The 23,290-nt window shown below is 41.2% G+C and carries 27 protein-coding genes and 1 pseudogene; 6 read left to right on the forward strand and 22 right to left on the reverse strand.

The annotated features are described in order from the left end of the window. Positions 1 to 51: 51 nt before the first annotated feature. The 3 genes from BA81_RS06615 to BA81_RS06625 all read right to left on the reverse strand — a co-directional run bounded on the left by BA81_RS06615 (position 52) and on the right by BA81_RS06625 (position 2,276). Positions 52 to 552 carry a YwgA family protein gene (locus BA81_RS06615; RefSeq protein ID WP_034281252.1) on the reverse strand — a complete coding sequence of 167 codons (501 nt, stop codon included), beginning with the start codon at positions 550 to 552 and terminating at the stop codon, positions 52 to 54. Positions 553 to 582: 30 nt separating this feature from the next. Next, the gene (locus tag BA81_RS06620) at positions 583 to 1,884 is read right to left on the reverse strand and encodes an HD domain-containing protein (protein WP_007497716.1); all 1,302 of its coding nucleotides are present in this window, start codon (positions 1,882 to 1,884) and stop codon (positions 583 to 585) included. Between the two features lie 170 nt (positions 1,885 to 2,054). Further along, on the reverse strand, positions 2,055 to 2,276 hold the full coding sequence (locus BA81_RS06625; RefSeq protein WP_003215259.1) for a YuzB family protein: 222 nt from the start codon (positions 2,274 to 2,276) through the stop codon (positions 2,055 to 2,057). Between the two features lie 242 nt (positions 2,277 to 2,518). On the opposite strand from BA81_RS06625, the gene BA81_RS06630 reads away from it, so the two are divergent. Beyond that, positions 2,519 to 3,328 carry an RsfA family transcriptional regulator gene (locus BA81_RS06630; RefSeq protein ID WP_034281253.1) on the forward strand — a complete coding sequence of 270 codons (810 nt, stop codon included), beginning with the start codon at positions 2,519 to 2,521 and terminating at the stop codon, positions 3,326 to 3,328. Between the two features lie 34 nt (positions 3,329 to 3,362). On the opposite strand, the gene BA81_RS06635 is transcribed toward BA81_RS06630, so the two are convergent. The 17 genes and pseudogenes from BA81_RS06635 to pta all read right to left on the reverse strand — a co-directional run bounded on the left by BA81_RS06635 (position 3,363) and on the right by pta (position 16,966). Further along, on the reverse strand, positions 3,363 to 3,596 hold the full coding sequence (locus BA81_RS06635) for a DUF5970 family protein (protein ID WP_034281254.1): 234 nt from the start codon (positions 3,594 to 3,596) through the stop codon (positions 3,363 to 3,365). Beyond that, complete coding sequence (locus tag BA81_RS06640; protein ID WP_034281255.1) at positions 3,593 to 5,869, reverse strand: glycosyltransferase; 2,277 nt, start codon at positions 5,867 to 5,869, stop codon at positions 3,593 to 3,595. Before BA81_RS06640 ends, BA81_RS06635 begins: the two co-directional genes overlap by 4 nt. 119 nt (positions 5,870 to 5,988) lie before the next feature. Continuing rightward, positions 5,989 to 6,470: pseudogene (locus BA81_RS06645) on the reverse strand (tetratricopeptide repeat protein). A gap of 40 nt (positions 6,471 to 6,510) precedes the next feature. After that, the gene (gene lipL / locus BA81_RS06650) at positions 6,511 to 7,356 is read right to left on the reverse strand and encodes an octanoyl-[GcvH]:protein N-octanoyltransferase (RefSeq protein ID WP_034281256.1); all 846 of its coding nucleotides are present in this window, start codon (positions 7,354 to 7,356) and stop codon (positions 6,511 to 6,513) included. A gap of 126 nt (positions 7,357 to 7,482) precedes the next feature. After that, a complete protein-coding gene (locus tag BA81_RS06655; protein WP_264371867.1) occupies positions 7,483 to 7,896 on the reverse strand; it encodes an SMI1/KNR4 family protein in 414 nt (137 codons plus the stop codon). A gap of 1 nt (position 7,897) precedes the next feature. Further along, complete coding sequence (locus BA81_RS06660; protein WP_101676570.1) at positions 7,898 to 8,161, reverse strand: hypothetical protein; 264 nt, start codon at positions 8,159 to 8,161, stop codon at positions 7,898 to 7,900. Between the two features lie 69 nt (positions 8,162 to 8,230). Continuing rightward, entirely contained in the window at positions 8,231 to 8,503 is a 273-nt protein-coding gene (locus BA81_RS06665) for a hypothetical protein (protein WP_034281259.1), read from the reverse strand. A gap of 221 nt (positions 8,504 to 8,724) precedes the next feature. Continuing rightward, the gene (locus tag BA81_RS06670) at positions 8,725 to 9,057 is read right to left on the reverse strand and encodes a hypothetical protein (RefSeq protein ID WP_024426385.1); all 333 of its coding nucleotides are present in this window, start codon (positions 9,055 to 9,057) and stop codon (positions 8,725 to 8,727) included. Between the two features lie 22 nt (positions 9,058 to 9,079). Further along, a complete protein-coding gene (locus BA81_RS06675) occupies positions 9,080 to 10,774 on the reverse strand; it encodes a T7SS effector LXG polymorphic toxin (protein ID WP_034281260.1) in 1,695 nt (564 codons plus the stop codon). Positions 10,775 to 10,785: 11 nt separating this feature from the next. Continuing rightward, positions 10,786 to 11,064 carry a YwqI/YxiC family protein gene (locus BA81_RS06680; protein ID WP_034281261.1) on the reverse strand — a complete coding sequence of 93 codons (279 nt, stop codon included), beginning with the start codon at positions 11,062 to 11,064 and terminating at the stop codon, positions 10,786 to 10,788. 4 nt (positions 11,065 to 11,068) lie between these two features. Then, positions 11,069 to 11,467 (reverse strand): YwqH-like family protein, encoded by a 399-nt coding sequence (locus tag BA81_RS06685; protein WP_034281454.1) that lies wholly within the window; start codon positions 11,465 to 11,467, stop codon positions 11,069 to 11,071. Between the two features lie 175 nt (positions 11,468 to 11,642). Continuing rightward, complete coding sequence (locus tag BA81_RS06690; protein ID WP_034281262.1) at positions 11,643 to 11,909, reverse strand: hypothetical protein; 267 nt, start codon at positions 11,907 to 11,909, stop codon at positions 11,643 to 11,645. Positions 11,910 to 11,922: 13 nt separating this feature from the next. After that, positions 11,923 to 13,257: a TRAP transporter large permease subunit gene (locus BA81_RS06695; protein WP_034281263.1), complete on the reverse strand. Its 1,335-nt coding sequence runs from the start codon at positions 13,255 to 13,257 to the stop codon at positions 11,923 to 11,925. A gap of 43 nt (positions 13,258 to 13,300) precedes the next feature. Beyond that, positions 13,301 to 14,179: a prephenate dehydrogenase/arogenate dehydrogenase family protein gene (locus BA81_RS06700; protein WP_034281264.1), complete on the reverse strand. Its 879-nt coding sequence runs from the start codon at positions 14,177 to 14,179 to the stop codon at positions 13,301 to 13,303. An 11-nt stretch (positions 14,180 to 14,190) separates the two neighbouring features. Beyond that, on the reverse strand, positions 14,191 to 14,862 hold the full coding sequence (locus BA81_RS06705) for an RraA family protein (RefSeq protein ID WP_080701171.1): 672 nt from the start codon (positions 14,860 to 14,862) through the stop codon (positions 14,191 to 14,193). A 150-nt stretch (positions 14,863 to 15,012) separates the two neighbouring features. After that, positions 15,013 to 15,864, reverse strand: a complete 852-nt coding sequence (locus tag BA81_RS06710) for a MurR/RpiR family transcriptional regulator (protein WP_034281266.1) — start codon at positions 15,862 to 15,864, stop codon at positions 15,013 to 15,015. A 130-nt stretch (positions 15,865 to 15,994) separates the two neighbouring features. Further along, entirely contained in the window at positions 15,995 to 16,966 is a 972-nt protein-coding gene (gene pta / locus BA81_RS06715) for a phosphate acetyltransferase (protein ID WP_024423792.1), read from the reverse strand. Between the two features lie 240 nt (positions 16,967 to 17,206). On the opposite strand from pta, the gene hemQ reads away from it, so the two are divergent. Beyond that, complete coding sequence (gene hemQ, locus BA81_RS06720; protein ID WP_034281267.1) at positions 17,207 to 17,977, forward strand: hydrogen peroxide-dependent heme synthase; 771 nt, start codon at positions 17,207 to 17,209, stop codon at positions 17,975 to 17,977. A 140-nt stretch (positions 17,978 to 18,117) separates the two neighbouring features. Here the strand turns inward: hemQ and BA81_RS06725 are convergent, their stop codons facing one another. Further along, positions 18,118 to 19,086 (reverse strand): alpha/beta fold hydrolase, encoded by a 969-nt coding sequence (locus tag BA81_RS06725; RefSeq protein WP_034281268.1) that lies wholly within the window; start codon positions 19,084 to 19,086, stop codon positions 18,118 to 18,120. 122 nt (positions 19,087 to 19,208) lie between these two features. Beyond that, positions 19,209 to 19,688 (reverse strand): Lrp/AsnC family transcriptional regulator, encoded by a 480-nt coding sequence (locus tag BA81_RS06730; RefSeq protein ID WP_034281269.1) that lies wholly within the window; start codon positions 19,686 to 19,688, stop codon positions 19,209 to 19,211. A 145-nt stretch (positions 19,689 to 19,833) separates the two neighbouring features. Here BA81_RS06730 and BA81_RS06735 point away from each other — a divergent pair, with 145 nt between their 5' ends. The 4 genes from BA81_RS06735 (at position 19,834) to BA81_RS06750 (ending at position 23,290) form a co-directional block, all read left to right on the forward strand. Beyond that, a complete protein-coding gene (locus BA81_RS06735; protein ID WP_034281270.1) occupies positions 19,834 to 21,066 on the forward strand; it encodes an MFS transporter in 1,233 nt (410 codons plus the stop codon). A 154-nt stretch (positions 21,067 to 21,220) separates the two neighbouring features. Further along, the gene (locus BA81_RS06740; RefSeq protein WP_024423797.1) at positions 21,221 to 21,823 is read left to right on the forward strand and encodes a type 2 periplasmic-binding domain-containing protein; all 603 of its coding nucleotides are present in this window, start codon (positions 21,221 to 21,223) and stop codon (positions 21,821 to 21,823) included. A gap of 1 nt (position 21,824) precedes the next feature. Next, a complete protein-coding gene (gene bacB, locus BA81_RS06745) occupies positions 21,825 to 22,532 on the forward strand; it encodes a 3-((4R)-4-hydroxycyclohexa-1,5-dien-1-yl)-2-oxopropanoate isomerase (protein WP_034281271.1) in 708 nt (235 codons plus the stop codon). Beyond that, complete coding sequence (locus BA81_RS06750; RefSeq protein ID WP_034281272.1) at positions 22,529 to 23,290, forward strand: glucose 1-dehydrogenase; 762 nt, start codon at positions 22,529 to 22,531, stop codon at positions 23,288 to 23,290. The genes bacB and BA81_RS06750 overlap by 4 nt, the downstream gene beginning before the upstream one ends.

A 23,290-nucleotide genomic window follows, 5' to 3' on the forward strand; every position in this document is an offset into this window, starting at 1 on the left:
GTCTGGGTCTTACCAAACAAAAAAAGCCCTAAAAGTCGGGCTTTTGTTCAACTAGTTCAATTCCTTCAACTGATCAATATAAGCAAGGGCCGCCTCAAATTCTTCGTCCGTATAGCGCTGCTTGCTTTTAATGGTAAAGACCTTTTCCTTTACCTCATCTTCTGGCAGGTCATCAAAATATAAAATCGTTGAGACAAGCTCTAGGAAACGGGATGATTGCTCGTTCATCTGCTGCGTCAGCGCTTTGAGGTCAGGCATGTCCACTTCACACTGATCGAGAAACTCTTTCCCATTGTCCGTCAGCGAATAGCGATATTGATAGTATCCGCCCTTTTTTTCCTTCATTTCGTCCAAGAATCCAAGGTTGCACAGCTCTTCAATTCTGAGCGTCAACTCCTCTGAATAGGGGCCATAAAAATGAAAATCGTATTTCTCGTAAAAAGGCAAATCTAGCTTTTTTGCTATGTAAATCATCTTTTGCAGCTTCTTCCGTCCAACGATTTCCCCTGATTCAGAGAATACCTTCATCAACTTTGCATGCTCTTTCAACAAATTCCCGACATCTCCTTTTTCAGTACTTCCTTATCCCAAACCAAGCAGCTTCATGATCGCCTTTTTTTCTTCAGCTTTTTCCGACATATCTACAATTAAGTCCATCGGGAAATAAAGTTTATGATCGGTTCTTCGTTTACCGGAAATGGCGTCAACAATATCTGACTGTCTCGACAGTTCTTTAATATGACCGCTTTGCGTCAAAAGGTGGATTGGCAGCCTCTCTTCTTCCTCCCCTGGTCTGTAGAAGTCATAGGGCAAGTCAGAGGAAGAATCGACCACTAAATAATAGTCAGGATCAATTCCTGCCTCCTTGAACAAAGCAGTCAGCTTGAAATATTTCGTCATTTCTTCATTTGGATTAAACTCTGTATATTGGAACAATCGGCGGTTCATAAAACGGCGGCACAAATCAGCCAGCACGTGATCTTCTTCATCTTCCCACGCCTGAAAATAAAATAAGACAATGGATTCATCCAGCTTAATATAGTCCTCTGTGGTGACATTCCCCTCAAAGATTGAATAAAAGTGAACGGGGGCATGTGTAAAAATATAACCCGTTTCATGCAGCTCTTTTGCCCGATGAAGGATTTTCGTTAAAATGACCTCCGCACTGCGTGTCACTGGGTGGAAATAGACTTGCCAGTACATTTGATAGCGGCTCATAATATAATCTTCAACCGCATGCATCCCGCTCTGCTTCATCACAATCTGATCTTCTCTCGGGCGCATCACACGTAAAATACGTTCCATATCAAAGTGGCCGTAGCTGACGCCTGTATAGTAAGCATCACGCTGCAAATAGTCCATTCGGTCGGCATCAATTTGACTTGAGATCAAACTGACCACCTGTTTGTTTTGATACGTTTTGGCAATGACTTCAGCCACATGCTTCGGGAAATCATCACTCACACGGCGGAGCACTTCATTGACTTCCGTCTGCCCTAAAATAATATCTCTTGTAAACGATTCATGGTCTAAGTGGAAGACCTTTTCAAAGGAATGAGAAAATGGACCATGTCCGAGGTCATGAAGCAAGGCAGCACTAAGTACAAGCTCTCGCTCTCCTTCATCCCATTCAGGCCGCCCTTTAAACACATCATCCACAATTCGTCTCACAATCTCGTATACACCAAGTGAATGATTAAATCGGCTGTGTTCTGCACCATGAAACGTCAAATAAGTAGTTCCTAGCTGTTTAATTCGTCTCAGGCGCTGAAACTCTCTTGTTCCTATTAAATCCCATATTAATGCATCCCTTACGTGAACATAACGGTGCACAGGATCTTTAAATACCTTTTCCTCAGATAATTTCCCTTTTGGATACGCCATCGTTTCGTCCCTCTTTTTTTAAGACGTGTTTCTATTATATCGGGTAACTTTTCCCGAAAACATCCTTGAATTTGCTGGTGAATGTGTTCTCAGAAGTTGCTTGGACGTAAAAAGCCCGACCTGACAGGGACGGACCTCTTTTTAGGTCGACTGAACACATTCAGTGACATTTATTTGACTTTTTTTTGAACCTTTTCGAGTAATTCATCTTCTGTTGGTGCGGATAATGGGCGATTGTTCACAAACGCAAAAGCCTTTTTTCGTCCTGGACCACAATAGGATTGACAGCCGATCTCAATTTTTGCATCAGGGTCAACCGATTTGAGTCGAGGCAATAACGTCTTTAGGTTCGTCGCATCACAATCGTCACATACGCGAAACTCATTAGCCATGGTCTTACGCTTCCTTTCAATGATGATACTTCATTCTATATGAAACAGTTGGACAGCCAATCGTGAATAATATACCACCCAACATTGTACATCGAAGCGGCTGGACTTGCAAGACGCTTTGTCGCCCCAATCACGTGCTTACATAAAAGCTAGTATTTTCCACTATCCTTTTAGCAAACTTGTATAAACCTTCTTGAACTTGGCTAATCTAATACCATCAAATCATATGGGGGTTTAAACACATGTCAAAACAAAGACAAGATGCATGGTCAGAGGAAAATGATCTCCTCCTGGCAGAAACCGTCTTACGTCACGTCAGAGAAGGCAGCACGCAGCTAAATGCGTTTGAAGAAGTAGGAGATAAACTGAACCGCACCTCAGCGGCATGCGGATTTAGATGGAATGCTGTCGTCAGGCATCAATATGAAAAAGCGCTGGCACTTGCCAAAAAACAGCGAAAACAACGGATGCGCGCTCTTGGCAATGGCCAGCCTGCAAAAAAACGATTACTTTATCAGCCGCAAGTAGAAGAAACGGTTACTCAAGAGGAATTCTCACAGGAACTAGAGCCAGCAAAGGAAGAAACATTTGCACCAGCAGCTGAAACTGCTGAACAGCTTCAGTTTGTGGATCAAAGCTACAATGAAGAGTTAGCTAGTTTATCACATTTATTGTCACAGGCTTCTCCTGCCCCAAATACCGCAGAGAAAAAACCGGAAGCAAATCCATTTAGGCAGCATCAAGAATTAACCATCGACGATATCATTGATTTCTTACGCCGTTATGAAGGCGATGGTCAGCAATCCACTGCCTTACGTATGGAAAACAGCCGCTTAAAACGAGAAAACAATGAGCTTTCTCATAAAGTTTCGCAGCTAGAAGCTGAAGTGAAAAAGCTTGAAAAGGATCAGCTCACGATTCAAGAAGATTATGAAACACTCGTCAAAATCATGAACCGTGCAAGAAAACTAGTTTTGTTTGAAGAGGACGATAGTGCCGCACCAACCTTTAAAATGGACCGGAACGGCAACCTCGAAAAAATGGCAGAATAACAAAAAGTGCTCCCCGCCACGGGAAGCACTTTATTTAAATGCCCAAAAATAGCATCACACTAAAAAGGACATTGATCAAAAACACAAACATAAAAATATACCTGACCTGCCTTACCTGAAAATCACCCAACATAAAAATATAAAGACCTGCAATGCCAAGTGTCAGGACAGGCTGAAGAAATGGCACTAAAAGCGAAATGCCGTAGCCGGCTCCCATGATGACAGGAAGCCATAGTAAATAGAGGTAACCGCCGTTTTTGGATTTCAAGAAACCACTCCCTCTCTTTCTTCTATCTGCTTGATTTCAGGCTGAACAAACTTGAGCCCGGCCATTGTGCGGCCGCGTTTTTGTGATGTCCAGACTGCAATCGCCGGCTGATCTGTGAGAGATTCTGTGTCAATGGTGATCAGCACTTTCTCATGTAATTCAATTGAAGCTTCAGATTCGATTTTGCACCCAGATAAACTAATATCATGTATGTTGACCGGCACCTTCTCTTCTAACCGGCCCTCATAGGACAGCGTGCCTGCCACGCCTTGCAACGGTCTTCTCACCCATTTGCGCCGCAAGGCCCTTGGTACTTTTTCCGTTTCTCTTATAAAGCGGAGAAATGTCCGAACAGCATAGGATTTTTTCTCACGATCCGTTATCGATACATGCTCTCGTGTGAATAAGAAACGGATCAGTGACAGATACTCTGATTTTTCTGTATCAGTAAAAGCAACACCAACCATCAGCTTGTCTCCATCTGGATGGCTCCAAACCACATCACACGCCACACTTTGATCCTCTGAAAAGAACAATTGCATTTGTCCTTGATTTAAAGAAGAAGCTTGATCCAATGGAATGGATAGACGCGCACCTGAATCACTCATGTCTAGTAGAAAACAAGCAATCGACTCATCTTGACGATCAGAACAGAGCTGCCCCTCTTTTTCTATGACAAACCGCTCTGATTTTCGATAACGCGGACGATCAAACGCCACAATGAGTGCCATGAGTAGACCTGCACCGTTATAAAGCACCCAAAAAATATTAATCAACGTGAGATCAGCATTCATCGTCCCATTTACCTTCATATCGTATCCTATTTTCACAAGGACAAGCAATGAGAGCAGTAAGAAGATCAAATGAGGAATCATCGTTTTCAAATGAAAATGTCTCTTGTCCGTTTGAATTCCCTTCGGCGTGACAAGGAATTCAACCCTCTTCTTCAAAAACAGCTCACTTAAAGCTACACCAGCCAAGTGGAATGCCATAGAGCTTTCGTAAATATGACTCCAAAACATACTTCTTTTTTGATTCGACACCAGTTTAAACGCTAAATACGAACTAAAGAACGCCGGCAGCCAAAACATGAAAATGGACTGGAAATCGGCCCAGAAACTTTGAATACCAAACAATAAAAACAATATTGGTGTAAGAATGTAAATCATTTTAAACAAACCGTTAAACCAATACACAATGCCATCTAAATAAAGAACTCGCTGCATAAGCGTTAAGCCGCGAACCTTCAATGGATTAAACTTACGGGCGCACTGAATGTTCCCTCTCGACCACCGGTCTCTCTGCTTTAACAAATCAAGCCAGCTTTCAGGTGCCAGACCGACGGCTAATACTTCTCCGACAGACACTGATTTGAACTTCCCTTGGAGAAGCATTCCGGTCGCCATGTCTTCTGTAATCACTCCAGTAGCAAATCCGCCAATTTCCTCTAAGGCCGTTCTTCTAAATACAGTATTACTCCCGACATACATCACCGCATTGAACCGATCCTTACCAGCTTGGAGGGTTTGCATGAAGAAGTCCTGTTCATTTGGAATTCGATCCTTCGAGAACATATTATATTGGAAAGGGTCTTCGTTATAAAACGCCTGTGGAACTTGAACAAACGCAGTCGCTCCATCATGAAAGTAAGGCACTGTCTTTTCTAAAAAGGCAGGAAGGGGGACCATATCAGCATCAAGTGTGAGAATCAGTTCCCCATTCGTTTGAGACATCGCATGGTTTAAATTACCCGCCTTAGCAAACTTGTTATCTGTTCTTGTCAGATAATGAACGCCAAACTCAGATGCAAGCTGCTCCACAGACTCCCTCTTGCCATCATCACATAAATAAATGTGGACGCTGCCTTTTGGATAAGACAGATTCAAACAGCCTGCAACAGTGCGTTTCAGCACTTCAATCGGTTCATTATATGTAGCTATGAAAATATCAACTGTTGGCAGTCTGTCCAAATCACTGATCATGACTTGTTTTCGATTTGAAGGCTTCCAAACAAGTGTATAAAACACAAGCAGCTGTAAAAATCCAATACATTCACAGGCTACAAGCAAGATGCCCATTATTATATTAAATGTACCTTCATGCGGCAGTGTAAAAAAGAGACGCCAGCAAATATAGGCGGCATTTGTTAACACACAGAGCACAATGATGATTTTTTTAACAGTAGAGGCCAGCGGCTGAATACGATACATCACATACAACACAGACAAAACACAAAGCATAAACAGCGGGTAATACGTGGTGAATATTGACAACAAATTTACCTTCTTTCTTACGCCATAAATGACTATCACATATAAAACTCCATAACAAAGGAGGGGATTTTTTCATCACATTGCCCCTCCAAATCTATTCAAGTAACCAAATCAATATATTATTTCCACAATGTATCTAACTGATTTGAATAAAAATCAATCACTTTTCGATAACTTAAAATAGCAGGATCTTTTGTCGTTTCAGTTAAACAGTTCAGTAATATTTCCATTGCTTTGCTATGTTCCTTTAAATTATACAAAGTATGGCATAGAACGTTTGAATGGCTTTGTTGTCCGGATACGTTTCCATCCCTTTTAGGAATATCTGTTTTGACTTTTCATATTCTCCTAAAGTTCTGTATGTACTTCCTAACCCTAGTAAAGCGTCTTAGTTCTTCTGAAGACAATCCTAACTCAATGGCCCTTTCATAAAAAAGACAGCCTGCCTTTCCTCTCCTAACAAGTCATAACTTCAGGCACATTGATAATGAATAGAGGCATCGTCTGGATACTCTTCTGCAAGATGAGACAGCATTTCCTTTGATTCTTGAAGATGTCCACTTTTTCGAAGTTCAATGGCTTTTTCAAGCTTTGTTTCCATCACTTCACCTCTACTCTTTTCAAGATAAAAGGACTGATATTTACGAAAATACCTTTTCATTCCGTTCAATCATCCGCGTCATGTTTTTCTCAAATTCCAGCTGTTCTTCTGCGTTCAGGCCCGAGGCTGTCAGCTGATCACTAAGCTTTTGAAGCTCCTCTAGTAATAAACGCATAAGAAGTGTACAATCAATCGATTCACCGATTAATTCTGATAAGGATGCCATCGTATCCGGCTGTATATCAGGAAATACTGCCTTCACTTCTTGCCGTTTATCCTTTAAGGCGGCGTCATAAAAACGGCGGATCAAGTCGGCACGTTCACGCCCGCTTCCATCTGCACACAAATAAATTTGCACAGCGACCCCACCGCGTAATCTACGCTGAGAAATGCCTGCAAATTTCTTTCCATTGATACTTAAATCGTAGCTGCCTGGACAATAAGAGCCGACTATTTCATAGGCTTCAATGTCCACATCATACATCGACAGCATCCGGCGGATCAATTCCACCATCGCATCATACCCGCGGTCAATATCAATGCCCTTCTTTTGTTCCGCAAAAATTAAAGACACATTCAGTACACCTTCATCCAGCACCACAGCAAGACCCCCTGAGTTGCGCACAATCACACGATATCCCTCTTCCTCAAGCAGCTTTACGCCATCTTGGAGAAATGGAAGTCTTGTATCCTGAATCCCAAGCACAATCGTATTGTGATGCACCCAAGAACGGGCTGTCGCTGGTGAGAGGCCCTTCCCCACCGACGCGCAAAGCGTATCATCCATCGCAAAGGATTGCTTCGGGTCCACATAGAGGCCAAGACTCGACTGATCGATGATTCGCCATTTTGGCTGTGTCAGTAACTCAATAGGTTCATTTTTCATCTCCTGCATATCCTCTCGTTCATAAACTGTGTTTATTATACCATGGGATGAATGGGGGGAGAATGCAAAAAAGCTCCATAACATTTGGCGTCACAGAGCGGTTCAGTTGGATGATTTGGTTTTCGATTACGCTTCTATGTTACAGCCCTCACTCACCCATTTCAGAAAGTTGTCGGTCAGGAGCTCTGCATGCTGAGGGTCCATTACACCAGCATCCACGATCCATACCTTTTTCTCCTCTTCAGCCAGCCGCATGAGAAATACTTGCCCGCCGCCATCGTCGCCAATCGCCACATAGCCGCTTGCATATTGTCGAACCTCCCATGTTGCATTGCGTTCCGCAATGTCCTCCGTACCGTATAGAAGCACCTCACCGCCAACGGAACATCCATTTGTCTGTTTCAGCAGTTCCTTATAAACATGGGGCAGCAGCATGTTTAGCTGGGATTCTGCCTCTTTGATCTGTATGTCACTTGCTGGTTTATTCACGTGCAGATGTGGGATTTGAGGTAAATTGAGCATTTTAAGAGCCTCCTCTATTTTAAGTTGCTGATTTTTTCATCACCCTTTTATACAAACGAAGGAGCATTTTTAAAAGAAAATAGAAAATGACCACGTCAAGTATAAAACCCCACACTAGAAATTCAAAAGTATGATGTCCGTGCAGAACTAGCCAATCAATAGGGAAACCGCGATAATCAGCATCTGAGTAAGAAACTCCTCTCAGCAAAGCTGTTCCTATAACAATCAGAACACTGATACTTAATAGCCAATTGGATATTTTTTTGTTTTGTTTATGTTCCATAGGCATCCCTTTCTCTGTTTTGCTGCCCGATACAAGACTTGATTCCAGTACTACAGACAACCGTCCTATCTATGACAGCATTTCTTTAAGCAAACTCTCTGCTTTATGTAATTCATCTAGAAAGGGGTTTAGATAGTCATTATAACTATCCAAATAAGCTCTCACCCCGCCAATGATCATAATCTTTTGGAGATCTTCATTGTTCTGAATGATCCTTTGTGCATTTTTATATCTTTTGTATATTAATTGGAGAACACCTTGATTGATTTCTTGTGGATATTCTTTTTCTAGGATGTTGATGACGGTTTGGATTTGTTTCGTTAGTTGTTGTTTTTTGTTCATTGAACGCTCCTATTTTCAAGGTTTTATTTAAATCATTCAATGGTACTTTACTGTTAATAATTTTTATTGAGCTTTGATGATACACATGCGCTATCATATTTCAGCCCAAACTGCCCCAGTTATGAACCTACAGAAACCGGTTTTGCCAACGATCGACTTGAAGCATATTTCGCTAACTCATAAATAATAAAAAGGCCCTCTTACCGAGGGCTTGTCAATAGTTACTCATCTGCCAATTCCCATACTATTTGACCATCTACCAAAATCTTATTTGGTGGATCATCATAAAGAGATATCTCAACTAAAGAGCTTTTCTCTTGAATTAACCAATCGTATACACTGCCACTGTTTTCATTAGGATGAGATAGAATATCATTTACTTGGAAAGCAGCAGCAATATATTCTGTAAAATGAATATCATCTTCATCTAACATATTATTTGTTTCAAAAACCGTATCTAGTTTTCCCAAGATTTTCAATCCACTATTCCATTCCAAAATCATATCTTTTTTTTCATACTTTATTAATGTTCCAATCAAAGAATCATAACCCATTTTTTACCTCCAATTCATCATTTTAAGGCCTCGCTGGTACGATGTGAGCACCATCTTTCCCATAATGTATCATTCCCTTAGTAGTCTCTTCATACTTTCCAGTATCAATATTATAGTATTTTCCTATCGCTTGGCCAAAGTCTATTCTTTCTTTATTCTTACCCAATTCTTTGCCTGTCCCTGCATATTTATCCAGCAATTCCTGTGCCTTTTTATTATCTCCGTAAAAAATGCTTTTCTTTTTTCCATTTGCTACTTCTTGCTTATAATTTGGTGTTTCTGGAATATGTTTTTCTTGAGCTCCTGATTTTACTTTTGCAGGGAAACCATTTACTTCACGGTACGGTCCTTTTGGTACGGATTGTTTACCGTAAGTAGGTGTTTTAACCCTCTTCACATTCTTCCCTTGATCCAACCTAAAAACATATTTCCCAACCTTCACTATTTTCGTTATTGGGATGATAGAGGCGGCGGATAGAGCTTGGTCTGTGCTGCTGATATTTTGGCTGGTTTCTGGGTCTTTGCCAGTAACGGCTCGGTAGCTGTCGTAGATGCCGCTGTATTCTAAGATGATGTTTTCAGTGGTTGAGACGACTTCACCGTCTAATATGCGTTTAGCGTTGCCACGGCTGCGGCTTTCTGGAATTTTGTCGACTTCTTCTATTCTTATTTCGCCGTTTGCGATATACGTTCGGATGATTTGTTTATTGGCGTAAACAGTGTATCTTCCACCAATAAAATCAATATCCGACGGATCCGTGTCGACTTCATCTGCGATGTCGAATTCTTTTAACTTTTTAATGTCTTTTACGTTGTATAGTCTACCATTTATGACTCTGATCTCTCTATGAATCTTGTTTTTCCCGTTCACAGCTTCCTTTTGTAATGTTGTAAGCGATGGATCGTTTGCTGTGACTTGTTTACTGATGTTTTTATGGTTGTCATTCCGAACAACCGTCTCCACATTCGCTTGTTGTTTCTCTTTCAGTTTCTTCAGTATGATCATCATTGGATGGTCTTTTGGGCTGTCTATTTTGTCGTTCAATCCACTGATGGTGCTGCTTATTTTTTCTTCTTTTCCATCTTTGAAAATAGATCCCTTTTGATAGCTCGTGATGTCGATTTTAGGGCCGGTGAACATGGTACTTAAGGTATCTATGTATTGCTTCATTGTTTGAAGGGAGCTTTTGGTTTCATGTAAAGCACTTGTCTGCTCCCTGTCAAATGCATGAAGCAGACCAATGGTTCTTGAGGTTTCGAGCCATGCTTTTTGATAGTTTTGCTGAAACTCTGATTCGTTTACACTTGGCAAGTGAACAATATGACCCACTCTGCCGATGGCGTGGTTTACCTCTGATACGATTTCAGAAATCGTACGTTCAGCTTTTTTTAAGCCTTGATCAAGATCATCTTCGATAAACGCTTGTGAGATAAAGCCGTGCTCGTTTGATTCTAGTGCGTGAAGAGCCTGCTTTGTGTTTTTTAATGCAGCACTATATTCCTCAATGACGACCTGAAAGAATTGCAGGAAGGGAATATGGCATTCTGTATAAAAGGCGCGGATGGCTTGTCCCGCCTCTCCCTTTAGTGCGCCATCGAGTGAGATGATGTGATTGATTTGTTTTTCTAGGGAGCTGATTTGCTGCGACTGCTGCTTTAACGCATTCAGCGTTTGATCTATTCCGTTTATTAGCGCAAAGGCGTCAAGGGTTTTCATTGCGTTCTCCTTTATTTTCTTTTACTGCTGAAAGCAAGCGCCTTGTCCGTTTCAATCATGGTGTTCACCGCTTGTTCTGTTTGTACAAGCTGTTTCTGAAGAATGCCTATATAGGATGACCTTAATTCGTTCAGCTGCTGATTGATCTTTTCTATTGTGTCTGCCGTCAGGAGCTGATTTCTCCCTTTGATGGTGGTTGGAAGGGCTGCATTCATTTGAGCGCCTGATTGTTTTGCATGCTGTAATACTTGTTTGACCTGACTGGCATCTATTTTAATTTCTCTCGACATGTGACTACCCTCTTTTTTCTTCCAGTTGTTTCTGCTTTTCTTTCTCTATTTTTCTTTCAACCGAATGAATTTCATGTTCTAACGAATGGATCTCCGATGTTAAATCACTGATTTTCTCATTGATTCGATTTAATAGATTGGTTAGCTGTACACCTTTTATTTCCTGACTGGCGGAAGCCATTTCGTCTCGAATGTCATTAAACGTATCTGCAAGATGGCCAAACCATGTATGTGATGTCAGATCTGGATGAGTGATTTTCTTGCTGGCATCTGACAGGGCCCATTTTGCCTCTTTGATTTCTTTTCGGCACATATTGAGTTCGATGATTTGTTCTTTTTTGATAGATATATCTGCCTTTAATGAATACAAGGCTGCTTTATAACCGATGATTGCTCCAGATATGGTCAAACACCTCTATTCCTTAAATAGTCCTCCGTTATGTTACCATTTACTAGCACAAGAGGCATATGATTGAAAGTGGATTTACCAAAAAATGAATCGAACGTATTGGGTTTTAATACCTAATTCTCGCGCGCAAAAAAGCTGGATTCATTTACTGAATCCAGCTTCTTATTGCTTATTTGAGCGAATCACCTGCTGTTGCTGATGGATGATCGCTAAATGAGGTGTCTTTCTTTTCAGGAATATAATGGAGAGAGAAACCAACAAGACTAAAAAAGGCACTTAACACCAGTGTTGGGTTTTTGAATAGGTTCGTACTTGCAATGATCATATCTCCCTTTTGCAAAAGAATCCCTAGTATTTGACCGAATACCAACAGGGCTCCTGACGTTAAGAACAGGACAAGCAGCACTTTAAATAAAAATTCCATCAATGCTCTCATGTGTTTCTCCTTTCTATACTGGAAGTATTCCCATTCCGATGAGCCAGCCAATTCCCACGATCGGCAGCATATAGTAGAGAATCAGCGGTATAAACGTTTTCTCCGGTCTGGCTCCTGCAAGACCAGAAGCAATGAAAATCGATCCTGATGCCGGCGGGGAAGCGCCTTCTGTCGATGAAAAAGCAAGAATGGCGACAACAGCCACAACTGGGTCCACACCGACTGAGACTAAAGCTGAAAATGAGACAAGTCCAACAGCTGTTAATGTGGCTGTAGAAGATAATGGTCCAGCCACCAGCGTGACAAGAATACCCACAATGAGCACCATGAGCCATTTCGGAATGGTCAGTACTGATGTGATTTGCGTCAAATCTTCTGCCAATCCTAATTCAGCAAGCACCTGACTAGCAGCAACAGCAAACAGCATCAAGGCACCGATCGTTGTAAACTTAGGAATGGCCGACTTGAAAAACTGAGACCAATCTAGTGCAGATGCCTTTTTTCTTCCAATTGTTAAACTAATCAACATCATGAGAATCGGAATCCACGTAATTAAAGAAATTTGATCCATTGCCTCTGGTCCGATGTTTGGATTACTTTTTAAGTAGTTTGCCAGCGGACCAATTGTGATAATGATAGGAATCAAGGCACCGAAAAAAATAAAGATCGACTTCCACCCTTGTTTCACTGCTTCCCTAAAAGGAAGAATATCATCTGGCGGCATGGCCTGAATTTTATTCTTTTTCACCAGGATATACACCAAAATAAATCGGTATACGACTTGATACAGTCCTCCTATTAAAAGCGCAATATATAAATCCCCCTCAGATACAAGGGCTGCAATTGGTGCAAACCCCAGCATGATAAACATGGAAGAATTCGGAGGCAGTGCCGCCCCAAGTCCTCCATTCCCCGCTAAAATGGTCGCTGTATGGGTTCGGCTCCAGCCTGATTTAATCATCCAAGAGGCCGTGATAGAGCCAGTGGCAGCTGTGTTTGCAGAATTTGAACCTGAAAGAGCACCTAAGACTGCTGAACCTAACGTACTCATATAAGCCGCTCCACCTGGAAGTTTTCCTACAACCGAATTTAAGATTCGCAAAAGTGCATGAATTAGTTCCAGCTTTTCGATTAAATAGGCCATGAATACAAATGCGACAGCTGCATAGAGCACCTCATATGTGGATGCAAATTTTAATCCATCCCAGAAAAGTCTTAATGCATCAAATCCGCCAAATAATGTGGTTGCAATAAAGCCTAATAGCATGGCTTCTCCCATATTCCGTTTCACGACGACATTCCATATAATGATGACAGCTATGAATACAATCAACGCAATAAAACCCATATCGTTTTTTCGCCTCCCCTTTGTTCGATAAAACGCTTACAATTTATTGACCCTGCTGCATGACGTCAATGACTTCTTCCCAGCTGGCCGGCTTTTTCCCATTAAACCGTTCAACGAATTGAAAGTCTGCTAATCTCTCAAGCTTTTGTTGTGCTGCCCGAGACATACTGGCATCAACCTCTGCTTCATCTAGCATGTCAATAGAGCCAAGAAGCTCGATCGCTCGTCTTTTCGCATGAAGTGCACTCCCTGTCACAAGACGATTCATGGTCTCTTCAAAACTTTTGCTATCCATTGTATCGCTTAGTGAAGAAATCACTTGATGTTCCACGTTATATTTTTTTGAAATTTCCAAAAATTCAATCATGAGACCAACGATCCCCTTCATATAAACGCTTCTGATCAGTTTCAAGGCCGAAGCATCTCCTGGCTGGTCACTGATTTTTTTAATATTCATGCCATAAGCATTCATTACTTTCATGAATTGGTCAGTTCCACTGCCGCTTGCCGTGATCGGAACCTTGTGTTTGTTGACTGGAAGAGGCCCTAGCATGGCAGCATCTACGAATAGAGCTTTTTGCTTTTCAACTTCGTTTGCCACTTGTTTTTTGATGTCTGGTGTTGATGCCGACACATCCACATATACTTGATTCTCTTTCAAACTTCCCGATACGGATTGGGCCACTTCTAAAGTTTTATTCGCTGGCACAGCAGCAATCACAATATCAGATTTCTCAACGACTTCGCTAATACTGCTGGTTAATTGAACTCCTGTCTGCGATGCTTTTTCTTTCAACGCACCAGACAATTTCTCATTTTCTAAAAGTACATCATACGCATAAAATTGATCTAATCCTTCTGTTTTCAATCCCGTTGACAACTCATATGCAGCTTCTCCATATCCAATAAAGCCTATCTTCATCACAGATTCCCCTATCCCTGATATTTTTTCATTCTGCCTTCCAGCCATGCCGGTGCTAAGAGACTGATGTCTTGCTTTCCTTCGTTCATATACTGTTGAATCGTTTGTAATCTATGATTTTCATACGCTTGTTTCTCTTCCGCTAGCGTCAGCAGGTGTTCCGCCTTTTCCTTTGGAACGATGACGACTCCATCATCGTCAGCAATGACTAAATCACCTGGTGCTACTTTGACACCGCCGCACGAGATGGTTTGATTCAATTCCCCAGGACCATCTTTAAAAGGTCCATTTGGCATAAACCCCTTACTGTAGATCGGAAAAGCCAGCTCCTCTAAAGCGAGTTTGTCGCGAACAAGCCCGTCAATCACGATTCCTTCTATTCCTACAGCCTTTGCTGCCCCTGCCATCAATTCCCCTAAATATGCATGGCCCTTATGGTCTTTTCCATCAACAATCAGTACATCTCCTTCTTTCGCAGAGTAGATCGCTTGATGAAGAAATAAATTATCCCCTGGCCGTAAGCTAACGGTAAAAGCTGTCCCTACTATATTCATGCCTCTTGCAACAGGTTTAATTTGTTGATCCATCGCGCCGGTGCATCCCATCACGTCTGACAGCAAGGTCGAGTTAAGCTTTCTTGCCCGATCTATTAGATCATTTGAAACGAATTGAACAGTACTCATAGTTTCCATCATCCCCTTTTAGTTATATTCATTACATTTAATATAGTTAAAGTAATATTTATTACTTTTGTGATACGATCATACCATCTCGATTTTATTTAGTAAAGCGCTTTCAAAAAAATCAAATTAAAAAAATGAGTCACCACACGACTAATGTGTTGTGTGATAACTCATTTTCGTTAACATATGATTGATTTGATCTAAACGTGGTTTTGTTCTTTCAGGATCATTAATGGCTAAGGCACTTAAAATATAATCTACGATAAAGATAGCAGATACGACAGAGTTATGAGAGCTCACACTTGCTGAGGAACATGGCAATACATATTGTGCATACTTTGTTAGTGGAGAGCTGTAGCTGTCTGTAATTAAAAGCACTTCCACCCCATATGACTTCGCTGCCTCCAGCAAATCCTTCATACGCTTTGCATAGCGGGGATAGCTGACCGCTATAATGAAATCATCAGATTGAAAATGAACGAGATCATCCACCCAGTCACTTTTGTCTGCATCAATATATTGACAATTCCCCAACAGCCGATTGATTCCGAGTGACAGATACTCGCCGACAGGTCTTCCGCTTCGAACACTTGTACACAGAACCTGGCGGGAGCTGGCTATTTTTTCAACAATATGCTGAAAGGTTTCTTCCGTGATATTGTCTAAAGCGTACTGGATATTTTGAAATTGCAGCTCAACATGATTATGCAGGAGCTTACTTTTATTTGAATGCTTGAGGTTCGCTTCAAGTCTCGTTTGAGGGGCAGCTTTATGCTTCATATTTGATTGAAGCTCTTTTTGAAGCTCGGAGAAACCGGAATACCCTACAGCAGCAGAGAATCTCATGATGGTCGCTGTACTCGTCCCTACTTTTGATGCCAATTTATCTACAGTTAAAAACGCAACCTCCATTGGATTGTGCACGATATAATCTGCAATTCTCCTTTGTGCCTCGGTTAATCCCGCGACCTTATGCTGAAGCTTATGTATTAAATCGTCCATTATAGCACCTGCCCATTCTATCGGCTTTATCTACGATCAAAATTTTTTCTTTTCCCCTATATTGTACACATTTGTCATCAAAAAAACAGCCAGCACGAATCTATCGTACTGGCTGCCTTTTTCGAGATCATTATAGTGCTTGAGCTGCTGTGATAAGCGCAAGGTTGTAAACGTCTTCGGCATTACAGCCTCTTGATAGATCGTTTACTGGCTGGTTTAAACCTTGAAGGATAGGACCTACAGCTTCAAAGTTACCTAAGCGCTGTGCAATTTTGTAGCCAATGTTTCCAGCTTCAAGGCTAGGGAAAACAAATACGCTGGCGTCGCCTTTGATGACGGAATCTGGCGCTTTTTTCGCTGCTACTGAAGGAACGAAAGCTGCATCGAATTGGAATTCTCCATCAAGTACAAGCTCAGGTGCCTTTTCTTTTGCAATGCGAACTGCTTCAGATACTTTTTCTGTTTCGTCTGATTTTGCTGAGCCTTTTGTAGAAAAGCTAAGCATTGCCACACGTGGCTCGATATCAAACATTTTTGCTGTGTTTGCACTTTCGATCGCAATTTCAGCTAGATCTTGGCTGTCTGGTGCAATGTTGATTGCGCAATCAGCAAACACGTACTGCTCTTCGCCGCGAGCCATGATGAAGACGCCAGATGTTTTCTTTACGCCTTCTTTTGTTTTAATGATTTGAAGTGCTGGACGTACTGTGTCAGCAGTTGAGTGTGCCGCACCGCTCACAAGTCCGTCTGCAAGACCTTTATACACAAGCATTGTACCGAAGTAGTTTTCATCTAGTAATGCTTTTCTGGCTTGCTCTTCTGTTGCTTTGCCTTTACGTCTTTCTACGAAAGCTTGTACAAGCTCTTCAAAACCTTCATATGTATGAGGATCATACACGTCAACACCATCAAGTGTAAGACCTAGTTCTTTTGCTTTTGCTTCAACTTCTTGTTTTTTTCCTACCACAATTGGCTGCAATACTTTGCCATCTGCTAGTTTTTGAACGGCTGTTAGAATGCGTTCGTCCATTCCCTCAGGAAAAACGATCTTAACTCCTTTACCTGCAACCTTTTCCTGAACTGTTGAAAAAATATCTGCCACTTCAATACCCTCCTTGATTTTACAAAAAAAGCGTTCTCTTTTAAGCATACTCTTCTTCTACCTAAATTCAAACTACCAACTTACATTATAGCGCTTACAAATTAAATTCTTATTTTTCAAACTAATTTAATCAATTTTGATAAAAGCTGTTTTCCTCGTTCAAGTTTTGAACACATCTCCATTTGGACAAACTATGTTATAGTTGGAACAGATGGAAAACTGTTAATAGGAGTGAAAGAAATGAGCGAACAACATACAACAAATGAAGCAGCTCAAACACTAGATGGCTGGTATGCACTGCATGATTTTAGAACAATCGACTGGACAGCTTGGAAGCTGCTGACAAGTGATGAGCGCCAAGCCATCATTCATGAATTCACAGGTCTATTGGAAAAATGGAAAACAGCTGAGCATGATAAGGCTGGGAGCCAAACAATCTATAGTATTGTCGGCCAAAAAGCAGATATTATGCTCATGATTTTACGTCCGACAATGGAAGAACTAGGTGAAATTGAACTCGAATTCAACAAGACACGACTAGCAGAGTTTACGATTCCAGCTTATTCTTATGTTTCAGTTGTTGAGCTCAGCAACTACTTAGCAGGAGGCGGCGATGGCGGAGATCCTTATGAGAACCCGCATGTACGTGCTCGCTTATATCCAGAGCTTCCTTCTTCTCAATACGTGTGCTTCTATCCAATGGATAAAAGACGTTCTGGCAATGACAACTGGTACATGCTTTCCATGGATGAGCGTAAATCTCTTATGAGAAGCCACGGCTTAATTGGCCGAAGCTATGCTGGGAAAGTAAAACAGATCATTACAGGTTCTGTTGGTTTTGATGATTATGAGTGGGGCGTTACCCTTTTCTCTGATGATGTGCTTCAATTTAAAAAATTGGTTTATGAAATGCGCTTTGATGAAGTCAGTGCACGCTACGGCGAATTTGGTTCCTTCTTTGTTGGAAACCGATTAGCAAACGAGCAGCTGGCGTCTTATTTCCATGTATGATAAACCCTTAAGGCTTCGGATCTCTCCGAAGCTTTTTTATGTATTTGTTTAGAAAGGTGATCACATCTTCATTTTCAGGATAAGTAAGAAACAAAACTAAACTCATGGCCCACAACAATGCAGTTAGGATGAACATCATTTTATTTCTTTAGCCTGCTTTCAATAAATTGAAGTGTGTCGGCTGCTATTCTATTTCTAGATAGTACAATTCCAGCATGCCCACAACTGTATACGTGCCTTTTAGGTTGATCCCAGCTATTCCACAGAGTATCAGCATCGTTTATGTCGATATACATGTCATATTTTCCTGATATTAAGAGTACATTTTCTTTTTCTACGAGAAGTTTTGCTTTACTAGGGTTCATAATATCCCAAGCTTTGTCGAGTTCTTCATACGTTGTCCCATATTCCTCCAGATCTCTTCGTATATACTTCCCAGGAAGAGTGTTCCAGATGGAATGCGCAATATTGTTCGCATAAAAAACTGATACAATAATATTCACGTCTTTCTCGACTGTTGCTAATAAGTTTGTTAGCCACCCTCCTAAACTAATACCAACTACGATTATGTCCCCACCTTCATTTTCCTTGATCCATTTAATCAGCCCTCTAAGTTCAACAATAGCTTGCTGGGAGGATTGCACGGTTCGACTTATATTGGCGCTAATCATGTGTTCACCAGAATATGTTGAATTTTGTGGTTCCCTATCGAAATGATAAGGCAGCGTGTAGTAATACATATTCCAATCATAATTTTTAACAATTTTATCGTGAAAAATCTTCTTGATTCTGTCGTATGAATCCATTCTCCATCCATGTACAAAGATTACATTAGGCTTGTGCTTTGACTCTTTTCGTAAAAACACTTCCACCGAAACCTTGTCATTCTTATCTTCACCAGATTTGATGCTAGAATGAAAAGAAAATATTCCACTTTTTAAGTTTGCTGTATGGTTATCGATATGAAATTGTAAATCAATTGGCTGAGCACTAAAAAAACGATCCCTGTTACCTACGTCAATAGGCAAATGATTATAGTGACTTTCTTTGCTTCTTGTTCTGTGCATATCCATTAATGCTGCGTAATCTATTACCTTTAAAAGCTTCAAAAGAATTAACTCCTTTAATCTCAAATTATTACTATACGAATATTTCAGCATAAAAAGCTGAAAAGAATACAAAGGGCTAAAATAAAAATCATTTTAGCCCTTTGTCAACAATCTGAAACTTTTTATTTCACCACGGTCATTTCTGGCTCTTCTATTGGTTTCACACGTTCCTGAATTGGATGGGAAAAAGAGTGCTCTGACAAGACAATATGGGAGACGGTTTTTGTAAATCCAGATACTTCTTGAATAAAGGCTTCAATTTCTTCAAGAGAAGAAACTGACAGCTTAATGAAAAAGCAAGACTGACCTGCCACTCGATAAGCAAAAAAGGCGCGTGGATGCTCATTCATAAAAGCCACAAAACGCTGATACTCCCCATTTAACACCGTAACTTCCAGCAGGCAGTCAATCAGAAGCCCTAATTTTTTATAATTGACCTGAACAGAATACCCTTCGATAATCCCTGCATCCTCTAATTTACGCACTCTTTCTGCTACCGCAGGTGCTGATAAATTCACTCGTTTGGACAATTCCCTCATGGATAAGCGGGCATCTTCTCTCAATTCATTTAAAATATGCACATCTACATCGGTGATTTTCATTCGTACCTCTCCTATCCAAAAATCGTTCCATTTGAAAAGTATTTGATGATAATACTTATGATATGAAATGTAAAATAAAACTAAATAATGGTAGAATTTATTTTAACGGAATTGAATGAAAAAGCAAGTATGGAGGGATTACTTGATGAAAGAATCTTTAGACAGCCAGGCTTCTAAAACATTTCCCATCACACTTGCCATCGCACTCACACTTGGCGTTTTTGCTGCGGGATCGGAAGAGCTGGTGATTTCACCACTTCTGCCTGATTTATCAAACTCCTTTCAGCACTCTCTTGATATTCTCGCTCTTTCCATCAGCATTTATGGGTTAGCTGTGCTGGTTGGAGCTCCGCTGCTCGTTCCTTTAGGGGACCGGTATTCAAGAGAGCTGTGTTTGATTATTGGGCTGTCTTTCTTTTTGATTGGAACAGTGATGTGTGCTGCTGCCCCAAATTTGGCCGTGTTTTTTGCAGGCCGTGCTATTTCTGGGCTGGCGACTGGTGTATTTGTGCCAACAGCCTATGCTCTTGTGGGCGACCGGGTTCCATACGAGTATCGCGGCAAAGTGATGGGACTCATTGTATCGAGCTGGTCTCTTTCTCTTGTCCTTGGTGTGCCCATTGGCGCCTTTATCGGTCAAAGTTTGAACTGGCGCTGGACATTTTGGATTTTCGCCATGATGAGTCTCGTTGTCCTGCTGCTCGTCATCCTTGAATCTCGAAAACAAGTCGCAACAGCTGCTTCGAAGGCACCTCAAACTAGGGAGAAATCAGGCTCTTTATGGGGGGCTTTAAAAATCGACCGAGTCCCTGCCTATTTGACCGTGACATTTTGTAACATGCTTGGATTTTATGGCATGTACTCATTTTTAGGAGCATACTTGCAAAGTCTGTTTTCCGGAGGGCAATCAACAGCTGGACTTCTGATCATGGCTTATGGCGTTGGTTTTTCCATGAGTATATTTACCGGGAAATTAGCAGATTGGTTTGGCAAAACACGTTCACTTTTCTTTGTGCTGGGCGGCATTACGCTTGTTCTTGCCTTACTTCCTTATGCACCGTTCTCATGGACATTGCTCATTTTTGCTTTATTTATTTGGGGTGCCATGCAAAGTTTATCTGTCACGCTTTTGAGCACCGTCCTGAGCGACTGCTCCCAAACCCACCGAGGCAAAGTGATGGCTTTTTACAGCCTTGCTTCCAATCTTGCCGTAATGCTTGGATCAGCTCTGATGGGACCTGTTTATGTCCATTTCGGCTATCATACAGTAGGGCTTGTATGTGCACTCATTACGCTTGTTGGTTTTCTCATCAGCTTCGTCAGCTATAAACGTGAAAAAACCTTACAGCAGAAACATAAAAACACATTTGAAACGTGAGCTCATTTCACTGCACATCTCGATATGTGCAGTTTTTTAGATCAATTTTTAATATCATCATAAAATACATTTTTTATAAATTTTGTTGACAATTACCAATTTTATTTTTTATAATCTAGTAAAAATTTGAAAAAGATTGGATGGTAAGGTAAACATGATCTTAAAGAATGATGTTTTTCATTTCAAAGAAGAGCCCATCGTTTCACCTAAGATGTTTACAGTCAATACATTAGGCCCTAAAGGGACAAGCAGTGAATATGCAGCAAAACATTTCATCTCTCATTCCACCACTACACTCGGCACCCATACGAAACTATCCCTTTACGACACATTCGAAACTTGCATTGAACATACTCTCTCTAACGCACTCCAATACACTCTCGTTCCACACGCATACGAAGGAATCAAACACTTCTACATGAGACCTGACCTGCAGCTTTTACAAATATTCAGATGTGACACGCCCATGTATGGTTTGGCTGTCAGACCAGATTTCCCCTTTCAAGAACAAATGCTTCACCATTTAAAAATTGTTTCTCATCCTGCACCTGTGAATTTGATTCAATATTTTATTCATCAAAATGCTGAATTTGAGCTTGTCAATTCTACAAGTACAGCCGCACAAAAGGTAAGAGACGGCGAATTTGATTTCGCTTTAACCAATGAAGTGGCAAGAGCTACATACGGGCTCACCTTCATTCGAACATTTAAAAGCATTCCTATGAGCTGGTCTATATTCGGAAAAGGAGAGATGTAACATGACAACTGAACAAAAGGTGCAAGAATTATATTTTCCTCAAGCGAAAAAACGAGAATGGGATAATGGTGTCATCCAATATTCTACTGTCAGAGGCGATACGGAAGTGTTAATTTCATACGTCCCTCCTCACACGATCATCGAACCTCACGAGCATCCAGAAGCACAAATCGGCATCGTATTAAAAGGCGAGCTTCAAATGACGGTCGGCCAATCGACCCAATTGCTGACCCCATTAGAATCAGCCTATATTGCACCACCATTCGTTCCTCACGGCGCATCGAATCTGACAGATGAGGAAGTGATCGCCATTGATATTAAGAGATTAAAAGATGGCGAGGAATATACGGCTCCTCCTACTTATTTCTTAGACATTTTCAAAACGCGTGATTTACTTCCTGGCATGGAAGTGACTTTTTTTGTGGAGGACTGGATGGAGCTTATGATTGCCAACATTCCGGGAAATGGCGGGGAAATGCCTTTTCATAAGCACCGTAATGAACAAATCGGGATTTGCATTAGCGGTGGGTACGATATGACGATTGAAGGCTTTACAGAAAAAATGGAATTTGGCACGACCTACTTCTGTGATCCAAAAGAAGATCATGGCGCCATTAATCCAAAGCCAGAAGCATCAAAGTCTATTAATCTCTTCTTCCCTCCACGCTATAACCGCTTAAAGCCAAAAGCGTCTAAGGTGAAGAAATGAACATTGCCGGAAAAGTCGTCCTGATTACAGGAGGTGCGTCTGGGATTGGGCTTGCCGCCGTCAAGCTTTTCCTTGAGCACGGAGCAAAAGTAGCAGTGGCTGATATCAATGAAGATAGCGGTAAACAACTCATTGAATCATTGCCTCATGAACATGCTGCGTTTTTCAAAACAGATATTACGAATGAGTCTGACTGTCAAAAAACCGTTCAATCCGTGCTGAGCCAATTCGGGACAATTGATGTTTTGATTAACAATGCAGGCATCGAAATTGTCTCACCTATTCACGAGATGACACTGGAGGATTGGAACCACATTCTACAGGTCAACCTGACTGGTGTATTTCTTATGAGTAAGCATACATTGCCGCATATGCTTGAAAAGAAAAGCGGAAGTATTATTAATACTGGATCTGTCGGTGGTCTCGTTGGCTGGCCTGACATTCCTGCATACAACGCAACAAAGGGCGGTGTCATCCAGCTCACCAAATCGATGGCGATCGACTATGCCGCTCATCAAATCAGGGTGAATTGTATCGCCCCAGGGATCATTGATACGCCATTAAATGAAAAATCCTTTTTAGACAATCATTCAGAAAGTCTTGAGGTTGTTAAAAAGGAAAAAGCAAAGGTGAATCCCTTGCTTCGTCTCGGAAAACCCGAAGAAATTGCGGGCGTGATGCTGTTTCTCGCCTCTGATCTATCCAGCTATATGACTGGAAGTGTTGTCACAGCAGATGGCGGATACACCGCTAGATAA

It is taken from the genome of Bacillus safensis FO-36b (assembly GCF_000691165.1).
Lineage (GTDB): Bacteria > Bacillota > Bacilli > Bacillales > Bacillaceae > Bacillus > Bacillus safensis.

Bases quoted from the DNA above. Each gene is read 5' to 3' on its own strand.
- BA81_RS06620 (WP_007497716.1), bottom strand. From the start codon at position 1,884: ATGGCGTATCCAAAAGGGAAATTATCTGAGGAAAAGGTATTTAAAGAT.
- BA81_RS06625 (WP_003215259.1), bottom strand. From the start codon at position 2,276: ATGGCTAATGAGTTTCGCGTATGTGACGATTGTGATGCGACGAACCTA.
- BA81_RS06630 (WP_034281253.1), top strand. From the start codon at position 2,519: ATGTCAAAACAAAGACAAGATGCATGGTCAGAGGAAAATGATCTCCTC.
- lipL (WP_034281256.1), bottom strand. From the start codon at position 7,356: ATGAAAAATGAACCTATTGAGTTACTGACACAGCCAAAATGGCGAATC.
- BA81_RS06660 (WP_101676570.1), bottom strand. From the start codon at position 8,161: ATGGAACATAAACAAAACAAAAAAATATCCAATTGGCTATTAAGTATC.
- BA81_RS06665 (WP_034281259.1), bottom strand. From the start codon at position 8,503: ATGAACAAAAAACAACAACTAACGAAACAAATCCAAACCGTCATCAAC.
- BA81_RS06670 (WP_024426385.1), bottom strand. From the start codon at position 9,057: ATGGGTTATGATTCTTTGATTGGAACATTAATAAAGTATGAAAAAAAA.
- BA81_RS06675 (WP_034281260.1), bottom strand. From the start codon at position 10,774: ATGAAAACCCTTGACGCCTTTGCGCTAATAAACGGAATAGATCAAACG.
- BA81_RS06680 (WP_034281261.1), bottom strand. From the start codon at position 11,064: ATGTCGAGAGAAATTAAAATAGATGCCAGTCAGGTCAAACAAGTATTA.
- BA81_RS06690 (WP_034281262.1), bottom strand. From the start codon at position 11,909: ATGAGAGCATTGATGGAATTTTTATTTAAAGTGCTGCTTGTCCTGTTC.
- BA81_RS06695 (WP_034281263.1), bottom strand. From the start codon at position 13,257: ATGGGTTTTATTGCGTTGATTGTATTCATAGCTGTCATCATTATATGG.
- BA81_RS06700 (WP_034281264.1), bottom strand. From the start codon at position 14,179: ATGAAGATAGGCTTTATTGGATATGGAGAAGCTGCATATGAGTTGTCA.
- BA81_RS06705 (WP_080701171.1), bottom strand. From the start codon at position 14,862: ATGAGTACTGTTCAATTCGTTTCAAATGATCTAATAGATCGGGCAAGA.
- BA81_RS06710 (WP_034281266.1), bottom strand. From the start codon at position 15,864: ATGGACGATTTAATACATAAGCTTCAGCATAAGGTCGCGGGATTAACC.
- hemQ (WP_034281267.1), top strand. From the start codon at position 17,207: ATGAGCGAACAACATACAACAAATGAAGCAGCTCAAACACTAGATGGC.
- BA81_RS06730 (WP_034281269.1), bottom strand. From the start codon at position 19,688: ATGAAAATCACCGATGTAGATGTGCATATTTTAAATGAATTGAGAGAA.
- BA81_RS06735 (WP_034281270.1), top strand. From the start codon at position 19,834: ATGAAAGAATCTTTAGACAGCCAGGCTTCTAAAACATTTCCCATCACA.
- BA81_RS06740 (WP_024423797.1), top strand. From the start codon at position 21,221: ATGATCTTAAAGAATGATGTTTTTCATTTCAAAGAAGAGCCCATCGTT.
- bacB (WP_034281271.1), top strand. From the start codon at position 21,825: ATGACAACTGAACAAAAGGTGCAAGAATTATATTTTCCTCAAGCGAAA.
- BA81_RS06750 (WP_034281272.1), top strand. From the start codon at position 22,529: ATGAACATTGCCGGAAAAGTCGTCCTGATTACAGGAGGTGCGTCTGGG.